General features: G+C 53.6%; 14 protein-coding genes. 3 read left to right on the plus strand and 11 right to left on the minus strand.

The genetic code is table 11. The features are described from left to right. Nucleotide 1: 1 nt before the first annotated feature. From nuoH to lrhA, 8 genes are all read right to left on the minus strand, one after another. Entirely contained in the window at nucleotides 2–979 is a 978-nt protein-coding gene (gene nuoH / locus LC417_RS16210) for an NADH-quinone oxidoreductase subunit NuoH (RefSeq protein WP_003854240.1), read from the minus strand. Continuing rightward, nucleotides 976–3699 carry an NADH-quinone oxidoreductase subunit NuoG gene (gene nuoG / locus LC417_RS16215; RefSeq protein WP_010258072.1) on the minus strand — a complete coding sequence of 908 codons (2724 nt, stop codon included), beginning with the start codon at nucleotides 3697–3699 and terminating at the stop codon, nucleotides 976–978. Before nuoG ends, nuoH begins: the two co-directional genes overlap by 4 nt. A 112-nt stretch (nucleotides 3700–3811) precedes the next feature. Further along, on the minus strand, nucleotides 3812–5152 hold the full coding sequence (nuoF, locus tag LC417_RS16220) for an NADH-quinone oxidoreductase subunit NuoF (RefSeq protein ID WP_029519446.1): 1341 nt from the start codon (nucleotides 5150–5152) through the stop codon (nucleotides 3812–3814). A gap of 2 nt (nucleotides 5153–5154) precedes the next feature. Continuing rightward, on the minus strand, nucleotides 5155–5670 hold the full coding sequence (gene nuoE, locus LC417_RS16225; RefSeq protein WP_010258066.1) for an NADH-quinone oxidoreductase subunit NuoE: 516 nt from the start codon (nucleotides 5668–5670) through the stop codon (nucleotides 5155–5157). 2 nt (nucleotides 5671–5672) lie between these two features. Beyond that, nucleotides 5673–7472: an NADH-quinone oxidoreductase subunit C/D gene (gene nuoC / locus LC417_RS16230; RefSeq protein WP_010258063.1), complete on the minus strand. Its 1800-nt coding sequence runs from the start codon at nucleotides 7470–7472 to the stop codon at nucleotides 5673–5675. A 113-nt stretch (nucleotides 7473–7585) separates the two neighbouring features. Then, a complete protein-coding gene (locus LC417_RS16235; RefSeq protein ID WP_003854245.1) occupies nucleotides 7586–8263 on the minus strand; it encodes an NADH-quinone oxidoreductase subunit B family protein in 678 nt (225 codons plus the stop codon). Between the two features lie 15 nt (nucleotides 8264–8278). Continuing rightward, nucleotides 8279–8722, minus strand: a complete 444-nt coding sequence (locus LC417_RS16240; protein ID WP_010258058.1) for an NADH-quinone oxidoreductase subunit A — start codon at nucleotides 8720–8722, stop codon at nucleotides 8279–8281. A gap of 639 nt (nucleotides 8723–9361) precedes the next feature. Then, the gene (lrhA, locus tag LC417_RS16245; RefSeq protein WP_010258055.1) at nucleotides 9362–10285 is read right to left on the minus strand and encodes a transcriptional regulator LrhA; all 924 of its coding nucleotides are present in this window, start codon (nucleotides 10283–10285) and stop codon (nucleotides 9362–9364) included. 978 nt (nucleotides 10286–11263) lie between these two features. On the opposite strand from lrhA, the gene LC417_RS16250 reads away from it, so the two are divergent. Together LC417_RS16250 and yfbR are read left to right on the plus strand one after the other, a co-directional pair. Continuing rightward, complete coding sequence (locus LC417_RS16250; RefSeq protein WP_010258051.1) at nucleotides 11264–12481, plus strand: pyridoxal phosphate-dependent aminotransferase; 1218 nt, start codon at nucleotides 11264–11266, stop codon at nucleotides 12479–12481. 75 nt (nucleotides 12482–12556) lie between these two features. Next, the gene (gene yfbR / locus LC417_RS16255; protein WP_010258048.1) at nucleotides 12557–13156 is read left to right on the plus strand and encodes a 5'-deoxynucleotidase; all 600 of its coding nucleotides are present in this window, start codon (nucleotides 12557–12559) and stop codon (nucleotides 13154–13156) included. 29 nt (nucleotides 13157–13185) lie between these two features. Here the strand turns inward: yfbR and LC417_RS16260 are convergent, their stop codons facing one another. From LC417_RS16260 to yfbV, 3 genes are all read right to left on the minus strand, one after another. Continuing rightward, nucleotides 13186–13845, minus strand: coding sequence for a sugar phosphatase (locus LC417_RS16260; protein ID WP_045139799.1), 660 nt, complete (start codon nucleotides 13843–13845; stop codon nucleotides 13186–13188). 13 nt (nucleotides 13846–13858) lie between these two features. Then, the gene (locus LC417_RS16265) at nucleotides 13859–14353 is read right to left on the minus strand and encodes a YfbU family protein (RefSeq protein ID WP_010671451.1); all 495 of its coding nucleotides are present in this window, start codon (nucleotides 14351–14353) and stop codon (nucleotides 13859–13861) included. A gap of 145 nt (nucleotides 14354–14498) precedes the next feature. Then, nucleotides 14499–14951, minus strand: coding sequence for a terminus macrodomain insulation protein YfbV (yfbV, locus tag LC417_RS16270; protein ID WP_010258042.1), 453 nt, complete (start codon nucleotides 14949–14951; stop codon nucleotides 14499–14501). Between the two features lie 337 nt (nucleotides 14952–15288). On the opposite strand from yfbV, the gene ackA reads away from it, so the two are divergent. After that, nucleotides 15289–16491, plus strand: coding sequence for an acetate kinase (gene ackA, locus LC417_RS16275; protein WP_010258040.1), 1203 nt, complete (start codon nucleotides 15289–15291; stop codon nucleotides 16489–16491). Nucleotides 16492–16526: the final 35 nt, after the last annotated feature.

Below are 16526 nucleotides of genomic sequence, written 5' to 3' on the forward strand. Positions count from 1 at the left end.
CTTACGGCGCTGTGTAGAGAATCACTGCGGCAGTCGCCAGCAGGTTCAACAGCGTCAACGGCAGACACACTTTCCAGCCGAATGACAGCACCTGGTCGTAGCGTGGGCGCGGAAGCGCAGCACGAATCAGGATGAACATCATCATAAAGAACGCCGTTTTCAGGGCGAACCAGATGAACGGCGGCAGGAATGGGCCATGCCAGCCACCAAAGAACAGCGTCACAATCAGCGCTGAAACGGTGGTGATCGCCACATATTCGCCGACAAAGAACAGGCCGAACTTCATACCGGCATATTCGATGTGATAACCGTCCGCCAGTTCCTGCTCCGCTTCTGGCTGGTCAAACGGATGACGGTGACACACCGCTACGCCAGCAATACAGAAGGTCACGAAACCGAAGAACTGCGGAATGATGTTCCACAGGTGCGTCTGGCTGTTGACGATATCGTTCATATTGAACGAGCCCGCCTGCGCTACCACACCCATCAGCGACAGACCCAGGAACACTTCGTAGCTCAGGGTCTGCGCCGAGGCGCGCATCGCACCCAGCAGCGAGTATTTGTTATTACTCGACCAGCCGGCAAACAGCACCGCGTAGACCGCAAGGCCCGCCATCATCAGGAAGAACAGCAGACCGATATTCAGGTCTGTCACCATCCAGGTTGGCGAAACCGGCACGATAGCAAAGGCCAGCAGCAGTGAAACAAAGGCGATAACCGGCGCAAGGGTAAAGATAAAGCGGTCGGTAAACGGCGGAACCCAGTCCTCTTTAAAGAACATTTTGATCATGTCCGCTACCAGCTGGAGCGAGCCGCCCCAGCCTACGCGGTTTGGTCCGTAACGGTTCTGGAACAGGCCGAGCAGACGACGCTCGGCGAAGCTCATGAACGCGCCGCAGGCCACAACCACCAGCAGAATCACGATGGCTTTAACAATGGCCAGCAGAATGTCGATAACGTCCGGTGTTAACCAGCTCATTGCGCCGCCTCCTGCAGAGTGTCGATTTTACCGTTCGCCAGGAATGGCGGAACGCCCGGCATGCCCAGCGGCAGACCAATCTGTCCCGCCTGCAGTGACGCCGAGAAACGGACCGGCAGACGCACTGTCTCACCGGCACAGATGAACTCAACCGCCGCGCCATTGTTGACGCCCAGCTTCGCTGCATCTTCCGGGTTAATCACCAGTGCAGGCGGTGCCATACGCTGCTGGAAGACCGGTGAACGCTGTGACATCTCTTCACTACCAAACAGCTGGTAGAGAGGGGCCACGCGCCACTGCGCTTCACTGACGAATGCCGCCGGAACGTTGCTGAACCAGGGCAGACTGGCTGCGCTGGCTTCAAACAGCCGTACACCCGGATCGCCATTACGCAGTTTGCCGCCCACTTCAACCTGGAACTTGTTCCACGCCTGCGGTGAGTTCCAGCCCGGTGCCCAGGCAAACGGAATCTGCGAACGCGGTGCGCCTGGCTGGTTGTTCCCTTCCATTGAGAAGGCGAACATCGTGTCCTGATCCTGCGGCTGACGCGGTTCGTGCACGCTGATATTGGCGCGCGCCGCGGTACGGCCACTGGCACGGTGCGGTGAACGCGACAGTTTCTGTCCACGAATACGGAAGCTGGCATCCGGTGCCGCATCCTTGATTCCGGCCAGCTGTGGCAGATGACTGACCACCGCATCGATCACGTGGTCCAGCTGCGTCCAGTCGACGTGACGGCTTTCCAGCGTGCTGTGCAGCGAATGCAGCCAGCGCCAGCTCTCCAGCATCACTACGTTGTTGTCATAGTAAGAAGGATCGTAAACCTGGAAGAAACGCTGTGCGCGGCCTTCATGGTTGATCGAGGTGCCATCACTTTCGGCGAAGCTGGCGGTTGATAACACCAGACCCGCTTTCTCAAGCGTCGCGGTGCGCTGATGATCAACCACAATCACGTTAGTGGTCTGGGCCAGCGCCGCATCAACCAGCGCTTTCGGTGCATGGCGATAGAGGTCATTTTCCAGTACCACCAGCGCATCGGCTTCACCGTTGCTCAGTTGCTCCAGCGCGCTTTCCAGAGGATTGCCGCCCATCAGGCCAAGACCCACGCTGTTGGCGTGTCCCGCCAGCAGCGTAATCCCGACGTCGGCACCGCGCGCTTTGAGCGCTTTGGCCACGTTGGCAGCCGCTTCGATCATCGCGCTGCTGCCGGAATGGGTCCCGGAAATAATTAACGGTTTTTTCGCGCCGGCCAGCGCCTGCACGATGACATCCATTTTGCCGTTCAGTTTGCTGTCGAAATCGGTCACTGCCGGAGCGGTTTCATCCAGCGCACTGGCGATAGCGAAACCGAGACGCGCCTGATCTTCAACCGGTGCGCGATAGCTCCATGCCGCGATATCATCCAGACGGGTTTCATCGACGTTGGTGATAAACAGCGGATGTTTCGCATTCTGTCCGATGTTCAGGATCGCGGCGATCTGCCAGTCTGCTACTTTCTGAGCGGCAGCCATGTCGCGCGCTTTGCCTTTCACGGCCTGACGCACTGACAGCGCCACGCGTGCGCCAACCTGGGTCAGATCTTCGCCCAGCACCAGCACCGCATCGTAGCTTTCAATTTCACGCAGCGATGGCGTATAGATACCGCCCTCACGCAGAACTTTCAGCATCAGTTCAAGCCGGGCCTGCTCGCCCGCTGGCATGCCGGTAGAGAAGTTCTCTGCACCGACCAGTTCACGCAGCGCGAAGTTACTTTCGATGCTGGCGCGCGGCGAGCCGATACCGATCACTTTTTTCGCCTGACGCAGCAAATCTGCACCGGCATTGACCGCCTGCTCTGCGTTCAGCGTCACCCAGTCGTTGCCGCGCAGCAGCATCGGCTGGCGTGGGCGATCTTTACGGTTCACGTAGCCATAGCCAAAGCGGCCACGGTCACACAGGAAATAGTGGTTTACGGTGCCGTTATAACGGTTTTCGATACGGCGTAACTCACCATAACGCTCACCCGGGCTGGTGTTACAGCCCACACTGCACTGCTGGCAGATGCTCGGCGCAAACTGCATATCCCATTTACGGTTATAGCGTTCGGAGTGCGTTTTATCGGTGAAGACGCCGGTCGGGCAGATTTCAACCAGGTTACCGGAGAATTCGCTCTCCAGCGTGCCATCTTCCGGACGACCGAAGTATACGTTGTCGTGCGCGCCGTAGACACCCAGATCCTTGCCATCGGCATAATCTTTGTAGTAACGCACGCAGCGATAACAGGCAATACAGCGGTTCATCTCATGGGAGATGAACGGGCCGAGATCCTGATTACGGTGGGTACGTTTGGTGAAGCGATAGCGGCGGAAGCTGTGGCCGGTCATTACTGTCATATCCTGCAGGTGACAGTTACCGCCCTCTTCACACACCGGACAGTCGTGCGGGTGGTTGGTCATCAGCCACTCCACCACGCTTTCGCGGAATTCTTTTGCTTCGCCATCATCGATGGAGATGAATGTGCCGTCAGAGGCCGGCGTCATGCAGGACATGACAAGACGGCCGCGGGTATCTTCGGCATTCTGGAATTGCTTTACCGCACACTGGCGGCAGGCCCCAACGCTTCCCAGCGCCGGATGCCAGCAAAAGTAAGGAATATCAAGGCCCAGAGAGAGACATGCCTGTAGCAGGTTGTCCGCTCCGTTCACATCATACTCTTTACCGTCTACATGAATTGTAGCCATAGTGACATGCTTCCGTAAGGCTCGTCAGAGACGAGCGTTAATCATATTCTTGCCCCGACGCACGACATTGTCGGGGCGGCGGCACCAGGCCTGTTCCGTGTTCTTCGGCGAATTACCAGCGCGCTTTCAGCAGGTTTGGCTGGATCCCGCCAATGGCGCGGGTATTGCCAAACACCTGCGGTGCCATGCCGGCTTCAAACTCTTCACGGAAATATTTAATCGCACTCTGCAGTGGCTCAACCGCACCCGGCGCATGCGCACAGAAGGTTTTACCCGGGCCAAGCTGACGGCAGAGTTGCAGTAAGGTTTCGATATCGCCTGGCTGACCCTGCTTCTGCTCCAGCGCGCGCAGAATTTTGACGCTCCACGGCAGGCCATCGCGACACGGTGTACACCAGCCGCACGACTCACGTGCAAAGAACTCTTCCAGGTTACGCACCAGCGAGACCATGTTGATCTCGTGATCGACCGCCATCGCCAGCGCCGTACCCAGACGGCTGCCCGCTTTGCCGATGCTGGCAAATTCCATGGGCAGATCCAGGTGCTGGTCGGTCAGGAAGTCAGTCCCTGCCCCGCCGGGCTGCCAGGCTTTGAACTTCAGTCCGTCACGCATGCCGCCCGCATAATCTTCAAGGATTTCACGTGCGGTGATACCAAATGGCAGTTCCCAGACGCCGGGATTTTTAACCCGTCCGGAGAAGCCCATCATTTTGGTACCGGCATCTTCGCTTTTAGAGATGTTTTTGTACCACTCCACGCCGTTGGCCAGAATCGCCGGAACGTTGGAGAGGGTTTCCACGTTGTTCACGCAGGTCGGTTTGCCCCACGCGCCCGCACTCGCCGGGAATGGCGGTTTCGAACGCGGATTGGCACGACGGCCTTCCAGTGAGTTAATCAGTGCCGTCTCTTCGCCGCAGATATAACGACCTGCGCCGGTGTGGACAATCAACTCAAAGTCAAAGCCGGTACCGAGAATATTTTTACCGATATAGCCCGCTTCCGTCGCTTCAGCAATCGCACGACGCAGATGCACCGCGGCTTCAATGTATTCGCCACGTAAGAAGATATAGCCACGGTAAGCCTTCAGCGCAAAGGCGCTGATCAGCATTCCTTCCACCAGCTGGTGAGGCATCTGCTCCATCAGCAGGCGGTCTTTATAGGTGCCCGGCTCCATCTCATCGGCGTTACACAGCAGGTAACGGATGTTCATCGACTCATCTTTCGGCATCAGGCTCCACTTCAGCCCGGTGGAGAAGCCCGCACCGCCGCGCCCTTTCAGGCCTGAATCTTTGACTGCCGCAACGATTTCATCCTGCGACATGCTTTTCAGCGCTTTTTCCGCACCGGCATAGCCGTTTTTACTGCGATATTCGTCAAGCCAGACAGGTTGCTTGTCGTCACGCATCCGCCAGGTCAGCGGATGAGTTTCTGCAGTGCGAATGATCTGTTTAATTGTCATTGATACTGCTCCAGCAAACCAGGGATGCCTTCCGGCGTCAGATGCACATGCGTGTCTTCATCCACCATCATCGTTGGCCCCTTATCGCAGTTACCCAGACAGCAGGTTGGCAGCAGTGTAAAGCGGCCATCGGCAGTGGTCTGACCCGGTTTGATATTCAGTTGCTGTTCCAGTGCTGACTGGATGCCCTGATAACCGGTGATATGACAGACCACGCTGTCACAGTAACGGATCACATGACGGCCAACCGGCTGACGGAAGATCTGGCTGTAAAATGTCGCCACACCTTCAACATCACTCGCCGGGATACCCAGAACCTCGGCAATCGCATTGATGGCGCCGTCCGGCACCCATCCGCGCTGTTTCTGCACGATCTTCAGCGCTTCAATCGAGGCTGCACGCGCATCTTCATAGTGGTGTTTTTCGTGCTCAATGGCGTGATGCTCTTCCGCGCTCAGCACGAAGACCTCGTTAGGGTCGATCGTTTTAATGGCAATGTGTTGATCGTGCATAATTAGCGGTCCACGTCTGACATAACAAAATCGATACTACCCAGATATACGATCAGGTCGGATACCAGGCTGCCACGGATTACTGAAGGAATCTGCTGCAGATGCGGGAAGCTCGGCGTACGCACGCGGGTGCGGTAGCTCATGGTGCTGCCATCGCTGGTCAGGTAGTAGCTGTTGATCCCTTTCGTCGCTTCAATCATCTGGAACGACTCATTGGCTGGCATCACCGGCCCCCATGAAACCTGCAGGAAGTGCGTGATCAGCGTTTCAATGTGCTGCAGCGTGCGCTCTTTCGGTGGCGGTGTGGTCAGCGGATGATCAGCTTTAAACGGACCCTCTGGCATGTTGTTGAGACACTGCTCAAGAATGCGCAGCGACTGCCACATCTCTTCCATTTTCAGCATGACGCGGCTGTAAGCATCGCTGATGCCGTCGCCGACCGGGATTTCAAAATCGAAGTTTTCGTAGCCGGAGTAGGGACGCCATTTACGTACGTCAAAGTCGAGACCGGTAGCACGCAGACCGGCACCGGTAGTGCCCCACGCCAGCGCCTCTTCCATATTGTAAGCGGCAACGCCTTTGGAACGGCCAATCAGTACGCTGTTGCGCAGTGCCGCTTTGTCATACTCTTTAAGACGTTTTGGCATCCAGTCGAGGAAGTCACGCAGCAGACGTTCCCAGCCTCGCGGCAGGTCATGCGCGACACCACCGATGCGGAACCACGCCGGGTGCATACGGAAACCAGTAATCGCCTCAACCACGTCATAGATTTTCTGACGGTCGGTAAAGGCAAAGAACACCGGCGTCATGGCCCCGACGTCCTGAATAAAGGTGGAGATATAAAGCAGGTGGCTGTTGATGCGGAACAGCTCAGAGAGCATCACGCGGATCACATTAACGCGATCGGGCACCACGATACCGGCCAGTTTCTCCACCGCCAGTACGTACGGCATTTCGTTTACGCAGCCGCCGAGGTACTCGATGCGGTCAGTGTAAGGAATGTAGCTGTGCCACGACTGACGCTCGCCCATCTTTTCGGCACCACGATGGTGATAGCCGATGTCAGGCACGCAGTCGACAATCTCTTCACCATCCAGCTGCAGAATGATGCGGAACGCACCGTGCGCCGACGGGTGGTTAGGCCCGAGGTTCAGGAACATGAAGTCTTCGTTGGTGGTGCTGCGCTTCATGCCCCAGTCTTCAGGCTTAAAGGTCAGCGCTTCCATCTCCAGATCTTCTTTCTGTTTGGTCAGCGTAAACGGATCGAATTCGGTGGCGCGCGCCGGGTAATCTTTACGCAGCGGATGGCCTTCCCAGGTCGACGGCATCATGATGCGCGTCAGATGCGGGTGGCCATCAAAGGTGATACCAAACATCTCCCAGGTTTCACGCTCATACCAGTTGGCATTAGGGAAAAGGCGGGTGATGGTCGGCAGATGCATATCGTTTTCAGAGAGTGCCACCTTGAGCATGATGTCGCGGTTGCGTTCAATCGACAGCAGGTGGTAGAAAACGGAAAAATCCGCCGCAGGCAGGCCTGCACGGTGGGTACGTAAACGCTCATCCACGCCATGCAGGTCATACAGCATGACGTAAGGCTTGGGTAATTTACGCAGGAACTCGATAATTTCCAGTATCTGTTCACGCTTCACCCACACCACCGGAATACCGGTACGGGTTGGCTGAACAGTGAAGGCATCCGGCCCAAAACGGTTACGCAACTCGCCGATCACCGGGTCATCAAGGTGATCACGGGTTTGCCATGAAGGCTGAGCGAGATCTTGCGTGGTCAAATCTGTCATACGTTACTCACCATTCCGGCCTGGTCTCAGGCACTCAAATGAAGGCGTCAGGATGGGGCCATGCATTAAATTGTGATGTTCTGCTGCAGGCGCTGTTTTCCATCCATACGGTTTTAAACTTCGTCCGGGCTGCGCAGGTTTGTGACTGCAATGCGCTCGCCGCGTTTTCTTTCACGCTCAGATGGCATGTTGGCGCGATAAACGCCCTGATCGCCAACCACCCATGAGAGCGGACGGCGCTCTTTGCCGATCGACTCCTGCAACAGCAGCAGTGCCTGCATATACGCTTCAGGACGTGGCGGACAGCCAGGAATATAAACATCGACCGGCAGGAATTTATCGACACCCTGCACCACGGAATAGATGTCATACATGCCGCCAGAGTTGGCGCAGGCACCCATGGAAATCACCCATTTTGGTTCCAGCATCTGATCGTACAAACGCTGAATAACCGGGGCCATTTTGGTGAACGGCGTACCGGCAATGACCATGAAATCGGCCTGACGTGGCGAAGCGCGCATAACTTCGGCGCCAAAACGTGCCACGTCGTGGACCGCGGTGAACGATGTTGTCATCTCAACGTAACAACAGGACAGGCCAAAGTTATAAGGCCAGAGGGAGTTTTTACGCCCCCAGTTCACCATGTCATGCAGGGCATTTTCGAGCTTGCCCATATAAACGCTGCGATGAACGTGCTGCTCCAGCGGATCGCTGACGATTTCCTGCTTTTGCAGAGGATAACGGTCGTTCTCACCACCGTTCGGGTCTATGCGGGTGAGCGTATAGTCCATCTTATTGCCTCTCTTTTACTGCTTATGAGGATTGGTGTGGCTGACCGTAGTGGTTTTGACCACCACGCGACGGCGAGCTGGAGCCCAGTCCAGTGCGCCAATGCGTACCAGATAGACCAGACCCGCCAGGAGCACCAAAATGAAAATTGCGGCTTCCACAAAGCCGATCCAACCGCTTTCACGGATTGAAGTCGCCCATGCGTATAAAAAGAGGGCTTCGACGTCGAAGATGACGAAAAACATCGCAACCAGATAAAATTTCGCCGACAGGCGGATATGGGTATCACCAACGGATTCAATGCCCGATTCGAATGGCGTGTCTTTGTAGCGGGCGCGCGCTCTGCCGCCAAGCAGCCATCCTCCGGTCAGCATGAAAGCACACAGGCCAAAGGCAATAACGATAAATACGATAAACGCCCAGTGCTGAGCGATGATTTCGGTGGTAGTTGACATACTCATTGCTTACTCATCAAAAGTGGCGCTGGCATCCTGCACGCGTTTCCCGCAGCAAACTGACCACATCGATTCAAGGGAAGGATAAAAACCTTTCAAATGTCGCTGTTATTACGTAATAAGCAGCTATTTTATGGGGTTTTTTACTCCTTTCTATAACCTTTTGTCAACTTTGACAAAAGTATCCAAACATTATTTCACACCTGCATCATATTATTAACAAATGATGCCCCGCTTTCCAGCTAAATCGCTTCAGTCTGTAGGGTTAATTTTAGTGTAGCGGGTATTCACATGCATGGATCGTGCATTTAACAAACATATTTTGACAGGTATCACTGAATTTTCCCTCCCCTTTCCAGGGCTATTTTTTTGATCCAGAACACACTTTTGCCCTTTATGCGTTAATTTTCCCCACCTGAAACGGTGATTCGGAACAAAGCGTTCGGTTTTTTGGTCTGGAAATTTCAATTAAGCAGGTGGTGAAATTTTTTTAGTCGGGTCTGAAGAGGCAGATGAGTCAGTAAGGGACATCGGGCGGGGGTCAGGCACAAAAAAGCCTCTCGTTCTTTTCAGGGAAGGAGAGGCTTATTTATAAGCGTTTATTAAGGCAATCACGCAGGTATTGAGTACAACACGTTAGCGAAATTACTCTTCATCATCCAGCAACAGTGAACCGTCGGGATTATTGCTCAGGTTATAAGGATCATTGGTGGACTGCATGGCATTGAAGATAGCCAGCGCCAGTTCATTATCGCTGTCTGGATTACGGCACAGCAGATATTGCGTATCAGGCAGTACCGGCAGTCCTTCAGCTGCACCCATAACACGCAGTTCCGGGCTCATCATCTCGACCGGACGTGCCGTCACACCCAGTCCCGCTTTCACCGCTGCGCGTACTGCAGCCAGTGTGGAAGCGACATAAGAGATACGCCACGGGATGCCCGCTTCGTTGAGATGATCGATAGCCATATCACGATAAGGACTTGGCTCATCCAGCAATACCAGTGGAATGGCTTCGCCACGCTGGAAGATATAATCCGCTGCGCAGTACCACAAGGTAGGTGAAGTACGCAGTACCTGATAGGTAAAATTGCCCGGGCTGGAAGTGGTCACAACCAGGTCCACTTCACCCTGATTGAGCATTTCCATCATAAACGGATTACGTTTAACCCGCACATCGATTGCCAGTTTCGGATAAACCGAGGTCACCCGGTTTAGCAGGAACGGCAGAATAGTGTCAGAGGTGTCATCAGAGGCGCCAATAGTCAGCACGCCCTGAATGTTGCTGTACATCAGAGATGTGCAGGCTTCGTCGTTAAAACGAAGAATTTTTCTCGCATAGCCTAAAAGCTGGATACCGTGCTCTGTCAGAAGCTTATTACGTCCATGTCTGGCAAACAGCTCTTTACCTACCAATTGTTCCAGACGCTGCATCTGCTGACTGACTGCTGACTGGGTTCTGCAGACCGCTGCAGCAGCAGCTGCAAAGGTATTCAAATCCGCAACGGCAACGAAGGTTCTCAGCAGATCGAGGTCGAGATTCAGTATCGGACGATTTGCATTAGTCATGTTTTTTCTTCACTTATAAGATTTTTACGAACTACTACCCTGGTGTTATCACAAGCTTATCAAAGTGATAAGCAGTAATGGTGCTCAATGACAGTCCTGTGTGAAGACTGACACAAAAAAAGTTTATGTGGATCCTGCACTGTTGACTCCCCTGAAAGGGCCATAGCGCTATTCAAGCCATAGTACTATTCAAGACAGATACAACTTCTGAACCGATGGCGCTGGGTGCGCAAATGCAGGAAGCTGCGTAGTTGTCTTATTCCCACCAGAAAGAATCGTGCGGGATAGAAAGCGCACTTTACGGGCTATCCAAGCGAAGCGGCAAAGTGCACTAAATAATAAATTATACTTAATCATTTTTGACTTCAAAATGGAAATGATTTTGTGAAAAGCGCTGTAAATTTTGTGCTAAAGGCATTTCCAGACCCTTATGCCACATTATTGATCACTTTTTAAGCCTTCAGCGTTCTGAAATTTAGAGAGGAAGTGTTAAGTACGGCTCACAATCCTGCAATAAAGGTGCCATATGAAGCTCTGCTTTTGGCACTTTTCCGGCGAACACAAGGCCTTAAACGCGCCACTCTTAAGCAGCGTTAAGGCGTAATCATTAGGCACGTTCTAAAATCGTCCATAATTTGAACATTTATAAAATATCCTTTAACTATTTCTCTAAGTGTATATTTCAGGTGCAAAGAAAAGTTCCATTTCAATAACTTCCAGATAGCGTTCATGATGCTAAAGCCATATGTCGGTTCAGCAGCGCTTTGGACGCGTTAAAATCCTGCATTAATGCCAATTTATGGTTTTATTAGCCAGTTTACGCGACAACAAATATTTTTTACGCTGCGCACCGGGCAAAAAGTTGTTGAACCCGCCAAAACGGGGCGGCACCCTTCTTTTGTGACTGTCAGGAGAGTACATTGTGCTGGTTGGATTTCTGTGGCAGCCAAAAGGATTCTGCCCATTAAGGCGGTAACAATGACTTTTCAAATTGATAAATCCGGAAAACTCGATAACGTCTGCTATGACATCCGTGGCCCGGTACTGAAAGAGGCTAAGCGCCTCGAAGAAGAAGGTAACAAAGTTCTGAAGCTGAACATTGGCAATCCGGCGCCGTTTGGTTTTGAAGCACCGGATGAGATACTGGTCGATGTTATTCGTAACCTTCCCAGCTCTCAGGGCTATTGTGACTCCAAGGGTCTCTATTCCGCCCGTAAAGCGATCATGCAGCACTACCAGGCGCGCGACATGCGCGATGTCACCGTAGAAGATATCTACATTGGCAACGGTGTTTCAGAACTCATCGTGCAGGCGATGCAGGCGTTACTGAACAGCGGCGACGAAATGCTGGTGCCGGCACCCGACTATCCGTTATGGACGGCTGCGGTTTCCCTCTCCAGCGGTAAAGCAGTGCACTATCTCTGTGACGAATCAGCAGGCTGGTTCCCTGACCTCGATGATATCCGCAGCAAGATAACGCCTCGTACCCGCGGCATCGTGATTATCAACCCGAATAACCCCACTGGCGCGGTCTACAGCAAAGAGCTGCTGTTAGAGGTGGTTGAAATTGCGCGTCAGCATAACCTGATTATTTTCGCCGATGAGATCTACGACAAGATCCTCTATGACGATGCACAGCATCACTGCATCGCAGCGCTGGCACCCGATCTGCTGACTGTTACCTTTAATGGCCTTTCTAAAACCTATCGCGTTGCCGGTTTCCGTCAGGGCTGGATGGTACTGAACGGGCCAAAGAAACATGCTAAAGGCTATATAGAAGGACTGGAGATGCTCGCCTCGATGCGCCTGTGTGCCAACGTACCGGCGCAGCATGCGATTCAGACGGCGCTGGGCGGCTACCAGAGCATTAGCGAATTTATCATGCCGGGTGGTCGTCTCTACGAGCAGCGGCAGCGCGCCTGGGAGTTGATTAATGATATCCCAGGCGTCAGCTGTGTGAAGCCGCAGGGCGCGCTTTATATGTTCCCGAAAATCGATGCCAAAAAATTCAACATTTTCGACGATCAGAAGATGGTGCTGGATTTTCTGTTACAGGAGAAGGTGCTACTGGTTCAGGGCAGTGCCTTTAACTGGCCATGGCCCGATCACCTGCGCATTGTTACGCTGCCACGTGTGGATGATCTTGAGATGGCGATCAATAAATTTGGCCGTTTCCTGCAAGGCTATCGTCAATAATCGGGCCCGCGTATACTGACGCTATTTGGGGAGAGCCAGAGCCTGTCTCTCCCCCGCCAGCCAACAGGAACGCTCATGACACAAAGCCACTTCTTTGCTCATCTCTCCCGTCTTAAGCTGATCAATCGCTGGCCGCTGATGCGCAATGTGCGCACCGAAAATGTCTCCGAACACAGTCTGCAGGTCGCTATGGTGGCGCATGCCCTGGCCGTGATCAAAAACCTTAAATTCAACGGGTCGCTTAATGCCGATCACATTGCCATGCTGGCGCTTTACCACGATGCCAGTGAAGTGCTCACCGGCGATTTACCGACTCCGGTAAAGTATTACAACGCGCAGATCGCCCACGAATATAAGAAAATCGAGAAGATTGCTCAGCAGAAGCTGATTGAGATGCTGCCTGAAGAGTTTCAGGCGATCTATCGCCCGCTGATCGATGAGCATCTGCACAGCGAAGAGGAGCAGGCGGTTGTGAAACAGGCGGATGCGCTCTGTGCATATGTAAAATGTCTTGAGGAGTTGTCTGCCGGGAACAACGAATTTTTACTGGCCAAAGCGCGGCTGGAAAAGACCCTGGCACTTCGGCGTTCACCGGAGATGGATTACTTCGTTGAGGTGTTTATTCCGAGCTTCAGCCTGTCACTGGATGAAATCTCGCAGGATACGCCACTCTAAGCCCGGCGGTCTGGCCGCCGGGCCAGCCTTTAAGCCTGCTGACGGAAGGTAAAGCTGCCGTCAGACTCGCGGGTTATCACCAGTGATGCCAGTGAGTCGAGCTGAAGCGCTACCTCATCCAGCCGGGGTGTCTCCGCCGGCGCATTGATGGCAATCACCGCACAGCCAGCATTCAGGCCGGATAAGATTCCGGCAGGTGCATCTTCTGCAACCACGCACGATGTCGCCGCTAATCCCAGCTTCTCCGCGCCAAGCAGGTAGGGATCGGGCTCCGGTTTGCCCTTAGTCACCTGTTCAGCGGTAATAAACACGGCAGGCTTCGGTAAGCCTGCGGCTTTATGACGTGCATGTGCGACCGGCACTGAACCGGAAGTGACAATCGCCCAGGGAATCTGCAGTTCGTTCAGCCGGTTCAGCAACGCGTTGGCCCCTGGCAGCGCCTGCACACCGTCGGTGTCCGCCGCTTCAGCCTGCTCCAGCGCAACAAACTCCGCCTGAATAGCCTCTTCCGACTGGCCTGCCATGAAATGACGCAGAGAGGTGATCGCCTGTTTGCCATGAATGAAATCCAGAATCTCATCAGCCGCGATGCCATGACGGGCACCCCACTGGCTCCAGGCTCGTTCAACCGCTGGCAGTGAATCCACCAGCGTGCCGTCTAAATCAAATAGAAAACCTCTGTAGGTCACGCGCTACTCCTCATCAGGCATTAATCACTTGCGCAATTTCGTTTGCACTTAAATGGTACTGGCGCGGACAAGTCTGCCACAAAGCTAACATCCGTTGATACTTTTCCCACATTGGGGTCTGCGCATTAAAACCATGGGTGCCGGAATCGAAGTGGGTATAACGCCCTTCTGTATTGACCATAAAACGGACATAACCCAGCAGGCGCGCTTCCGTTGCCGCATCGAAGCCCAGAAAGGCCAGACGCCGCTCTTCAAGCTCACCTTTCTCTTTAAGGTTCGACCAGGAGACGTGGAGAGCGTGATGCATTTCCATAATATCGATCACCGTCCGGCAGATCGCTTCGCTGAGTTCGCCAAACTCTTTGTCCAGCTCCCGCATCTGCAGCGCATAACCGCGCTCGATGATGGTCTGGTAACGGCGAAAACGCTCCGCATTTTCCGGCTCAAGCATGGCCATCATTTTGTACTGATTAGTGAGAATCAAACGCTGCGCATGGGTCATTTCCATCATTTACTCCCGGTCAGAGACCGCTCAGTTAATCGACAATGGAGAAATCATTGCACAGCGTTAGCGACACGGAAATCGCCGTATCACCATTCTTTGATTTGGCCGCAGGTTAGCGGTAAATATTTTACCGCCAGCCCGGGATAGGTCAGAGATCGTCGAGGAAAGTGCGGTCGAGTTGTTTGAACGCCCGCTTTAGCAGATCGGCCAGCGCCTGATAGGTCGGCTTGCCTTCTACTGGCGCTGTCGCCTGCCCCGCTTCTTCCAGCCGGGCACGAACTTCATGAAACCAGTTAAGCAGCGTCGGCGGCAGCGGCGTCACAGAACGCTTTCCCAGCCACCATAATCCCTGCATCGGCAGGGTACAGGCAAACAGCGCGGTCGCCACGGCCGGGCCTAACTGACCGCCCATCGCGATCTGCCAGGTCAGCGTAAAAATCGCCAAAGGGGGCATAAAGCGAATAGCAAAACGCGTTGCCGATGAAACACGGTTTTCCGGGAACATAGGTGCCAGGCGCTTATCAGCCGGCCAGGTCTTCATATAGTGTTGGCCGCGCTGAAACATCCGAAACCAATTGGTACTGCCAGATTCATTCGCCATGGCTCACCTCAACTAATACTGTAAAAATTAAAAAATAGTTATAACTACACAACTTTACGTGACATCCTTCAATTATTTTTGTCTTTAAAGGTGACTCCAGCTATTCTGACGCCGTTTTACCCCCTTTCCGGAAGCGGATTGCGCTTTTGGGAAGAGGCCTGAGCCAGGTTCAGACGAGGCAATCTTCAAATTTTCGCGTAAGATTGCCGAAATTTTTTGCGGAAATGCAGAATTCTGTCTACCGCATGATGTTTGTCATTAATCTACCAGCTTTCATGGGCTACGCTGTTAGTCTGATTGCGTTTTATTTAGCCACTCTCAAAAAATAGGTACTTCCATGTCGAGTAAGTTAGTTCTGGTTCTGAACTGTGGCAGCTCTTCCCTTAAGTTTGCCATCCTCAACCCTGCCAGCGGTGAAGAATTCCTGTCTGGCCTGGCGGAATGTTTCCACCTTCCTGAAGCCCGCATCAAATGGAAGCTGGAAGGCGAAAAACAGGAAGCGCCTCTGGGTGCTGGCGCAGCGCATAGTGAAGCGCTGAACTTTATCGTTAAAACCATTCTGGCACAAAAACCTGAGCTTTCGGCACAAATTGCTGCAATCGGCCATCGTATCGTTCATGGCGGCGAGAAGCTGACTCAGTCAGTCATCATCACTGAAGAAGTGGTACAGGGCATCAAAGACGCCTCTTCTTTTGCACCGCTGCACAATCCGGCTCATCTGATCGGTATTGATGAAGCGATGAAAAACTTCCCGCACCTGTCAGATAAGAATGTCGCGGTATTTGACACCGCTTTCCATCAGACAATGCCGGAAGAGTCTTATCTCTATGCGCTGCCGTACAAATTGTATAAAGAGCATGGCGTTCGTCGCTATGGCGCGCATGGTACCAGCCACTTCTATGTGACCCATGAAGCGGCCAAAATGCTCAACAAGCCGCTTGAGTCACTGAATATTATTACCTGCCACCTCGGTAACGGCGGTTCTGTCTCTGCCATTCGCAACGGCGAGTGTGTGGACACCTCAATGGGCCTGACCCCACTGGAAGGCCTGGTGATGGGTACCCGCAGTGGCGACATCGACCCGGCAATTATCTTCTTCCTGCACGATACGCTGGGTATGAGCGTCGATGCCATCAATAAACTGCTGACCAAAGAGTCTGGCCTGTTAGGTCTGACTGAAGTCACCAGCGACTGCCGCTACGTGGAAGATAACTACACCACCAAAGAAGATGCGAAGCGCGCAATGGATGTCTTCTGTCATCGCCTGGCGAAATATATCGGCAGCTACACTGCGCTGATGGATGGCCGCCTGGACGCCGTGGTATTTACTGGCGGCATCGGTGAAAACGCCGCGATGGTTCGTGAACTCTCACTGAAAAAACTGGCACTGCTGGGCTTTGACGTCGATCACGATCGCAACCTGGCGGCCCGTTTCGGCAAGTCTGGTTACATCAATAAAGAAGGCACCCGCCCGGCGCTGGTGATCCCGACCAACGAAGAGCTGGTCATCGCCCAGGACGCCGCGCGTCTGACTGCGTAAACACTTCTCTCCGTCAGCTCAGGCTGACGGAGTTG

Origin of the sequence: Pantoea sp. OVA07A (assembly GCF_019969975.1) — a bacterium.
GTDB classification, from domain to species: domain Bacteria; phylum Pseudomonadota; class Gammaproteobacteria; order Enterobacterales; family Enterobacteriaceae; genus Pantoea; species Pantoea agglomerans.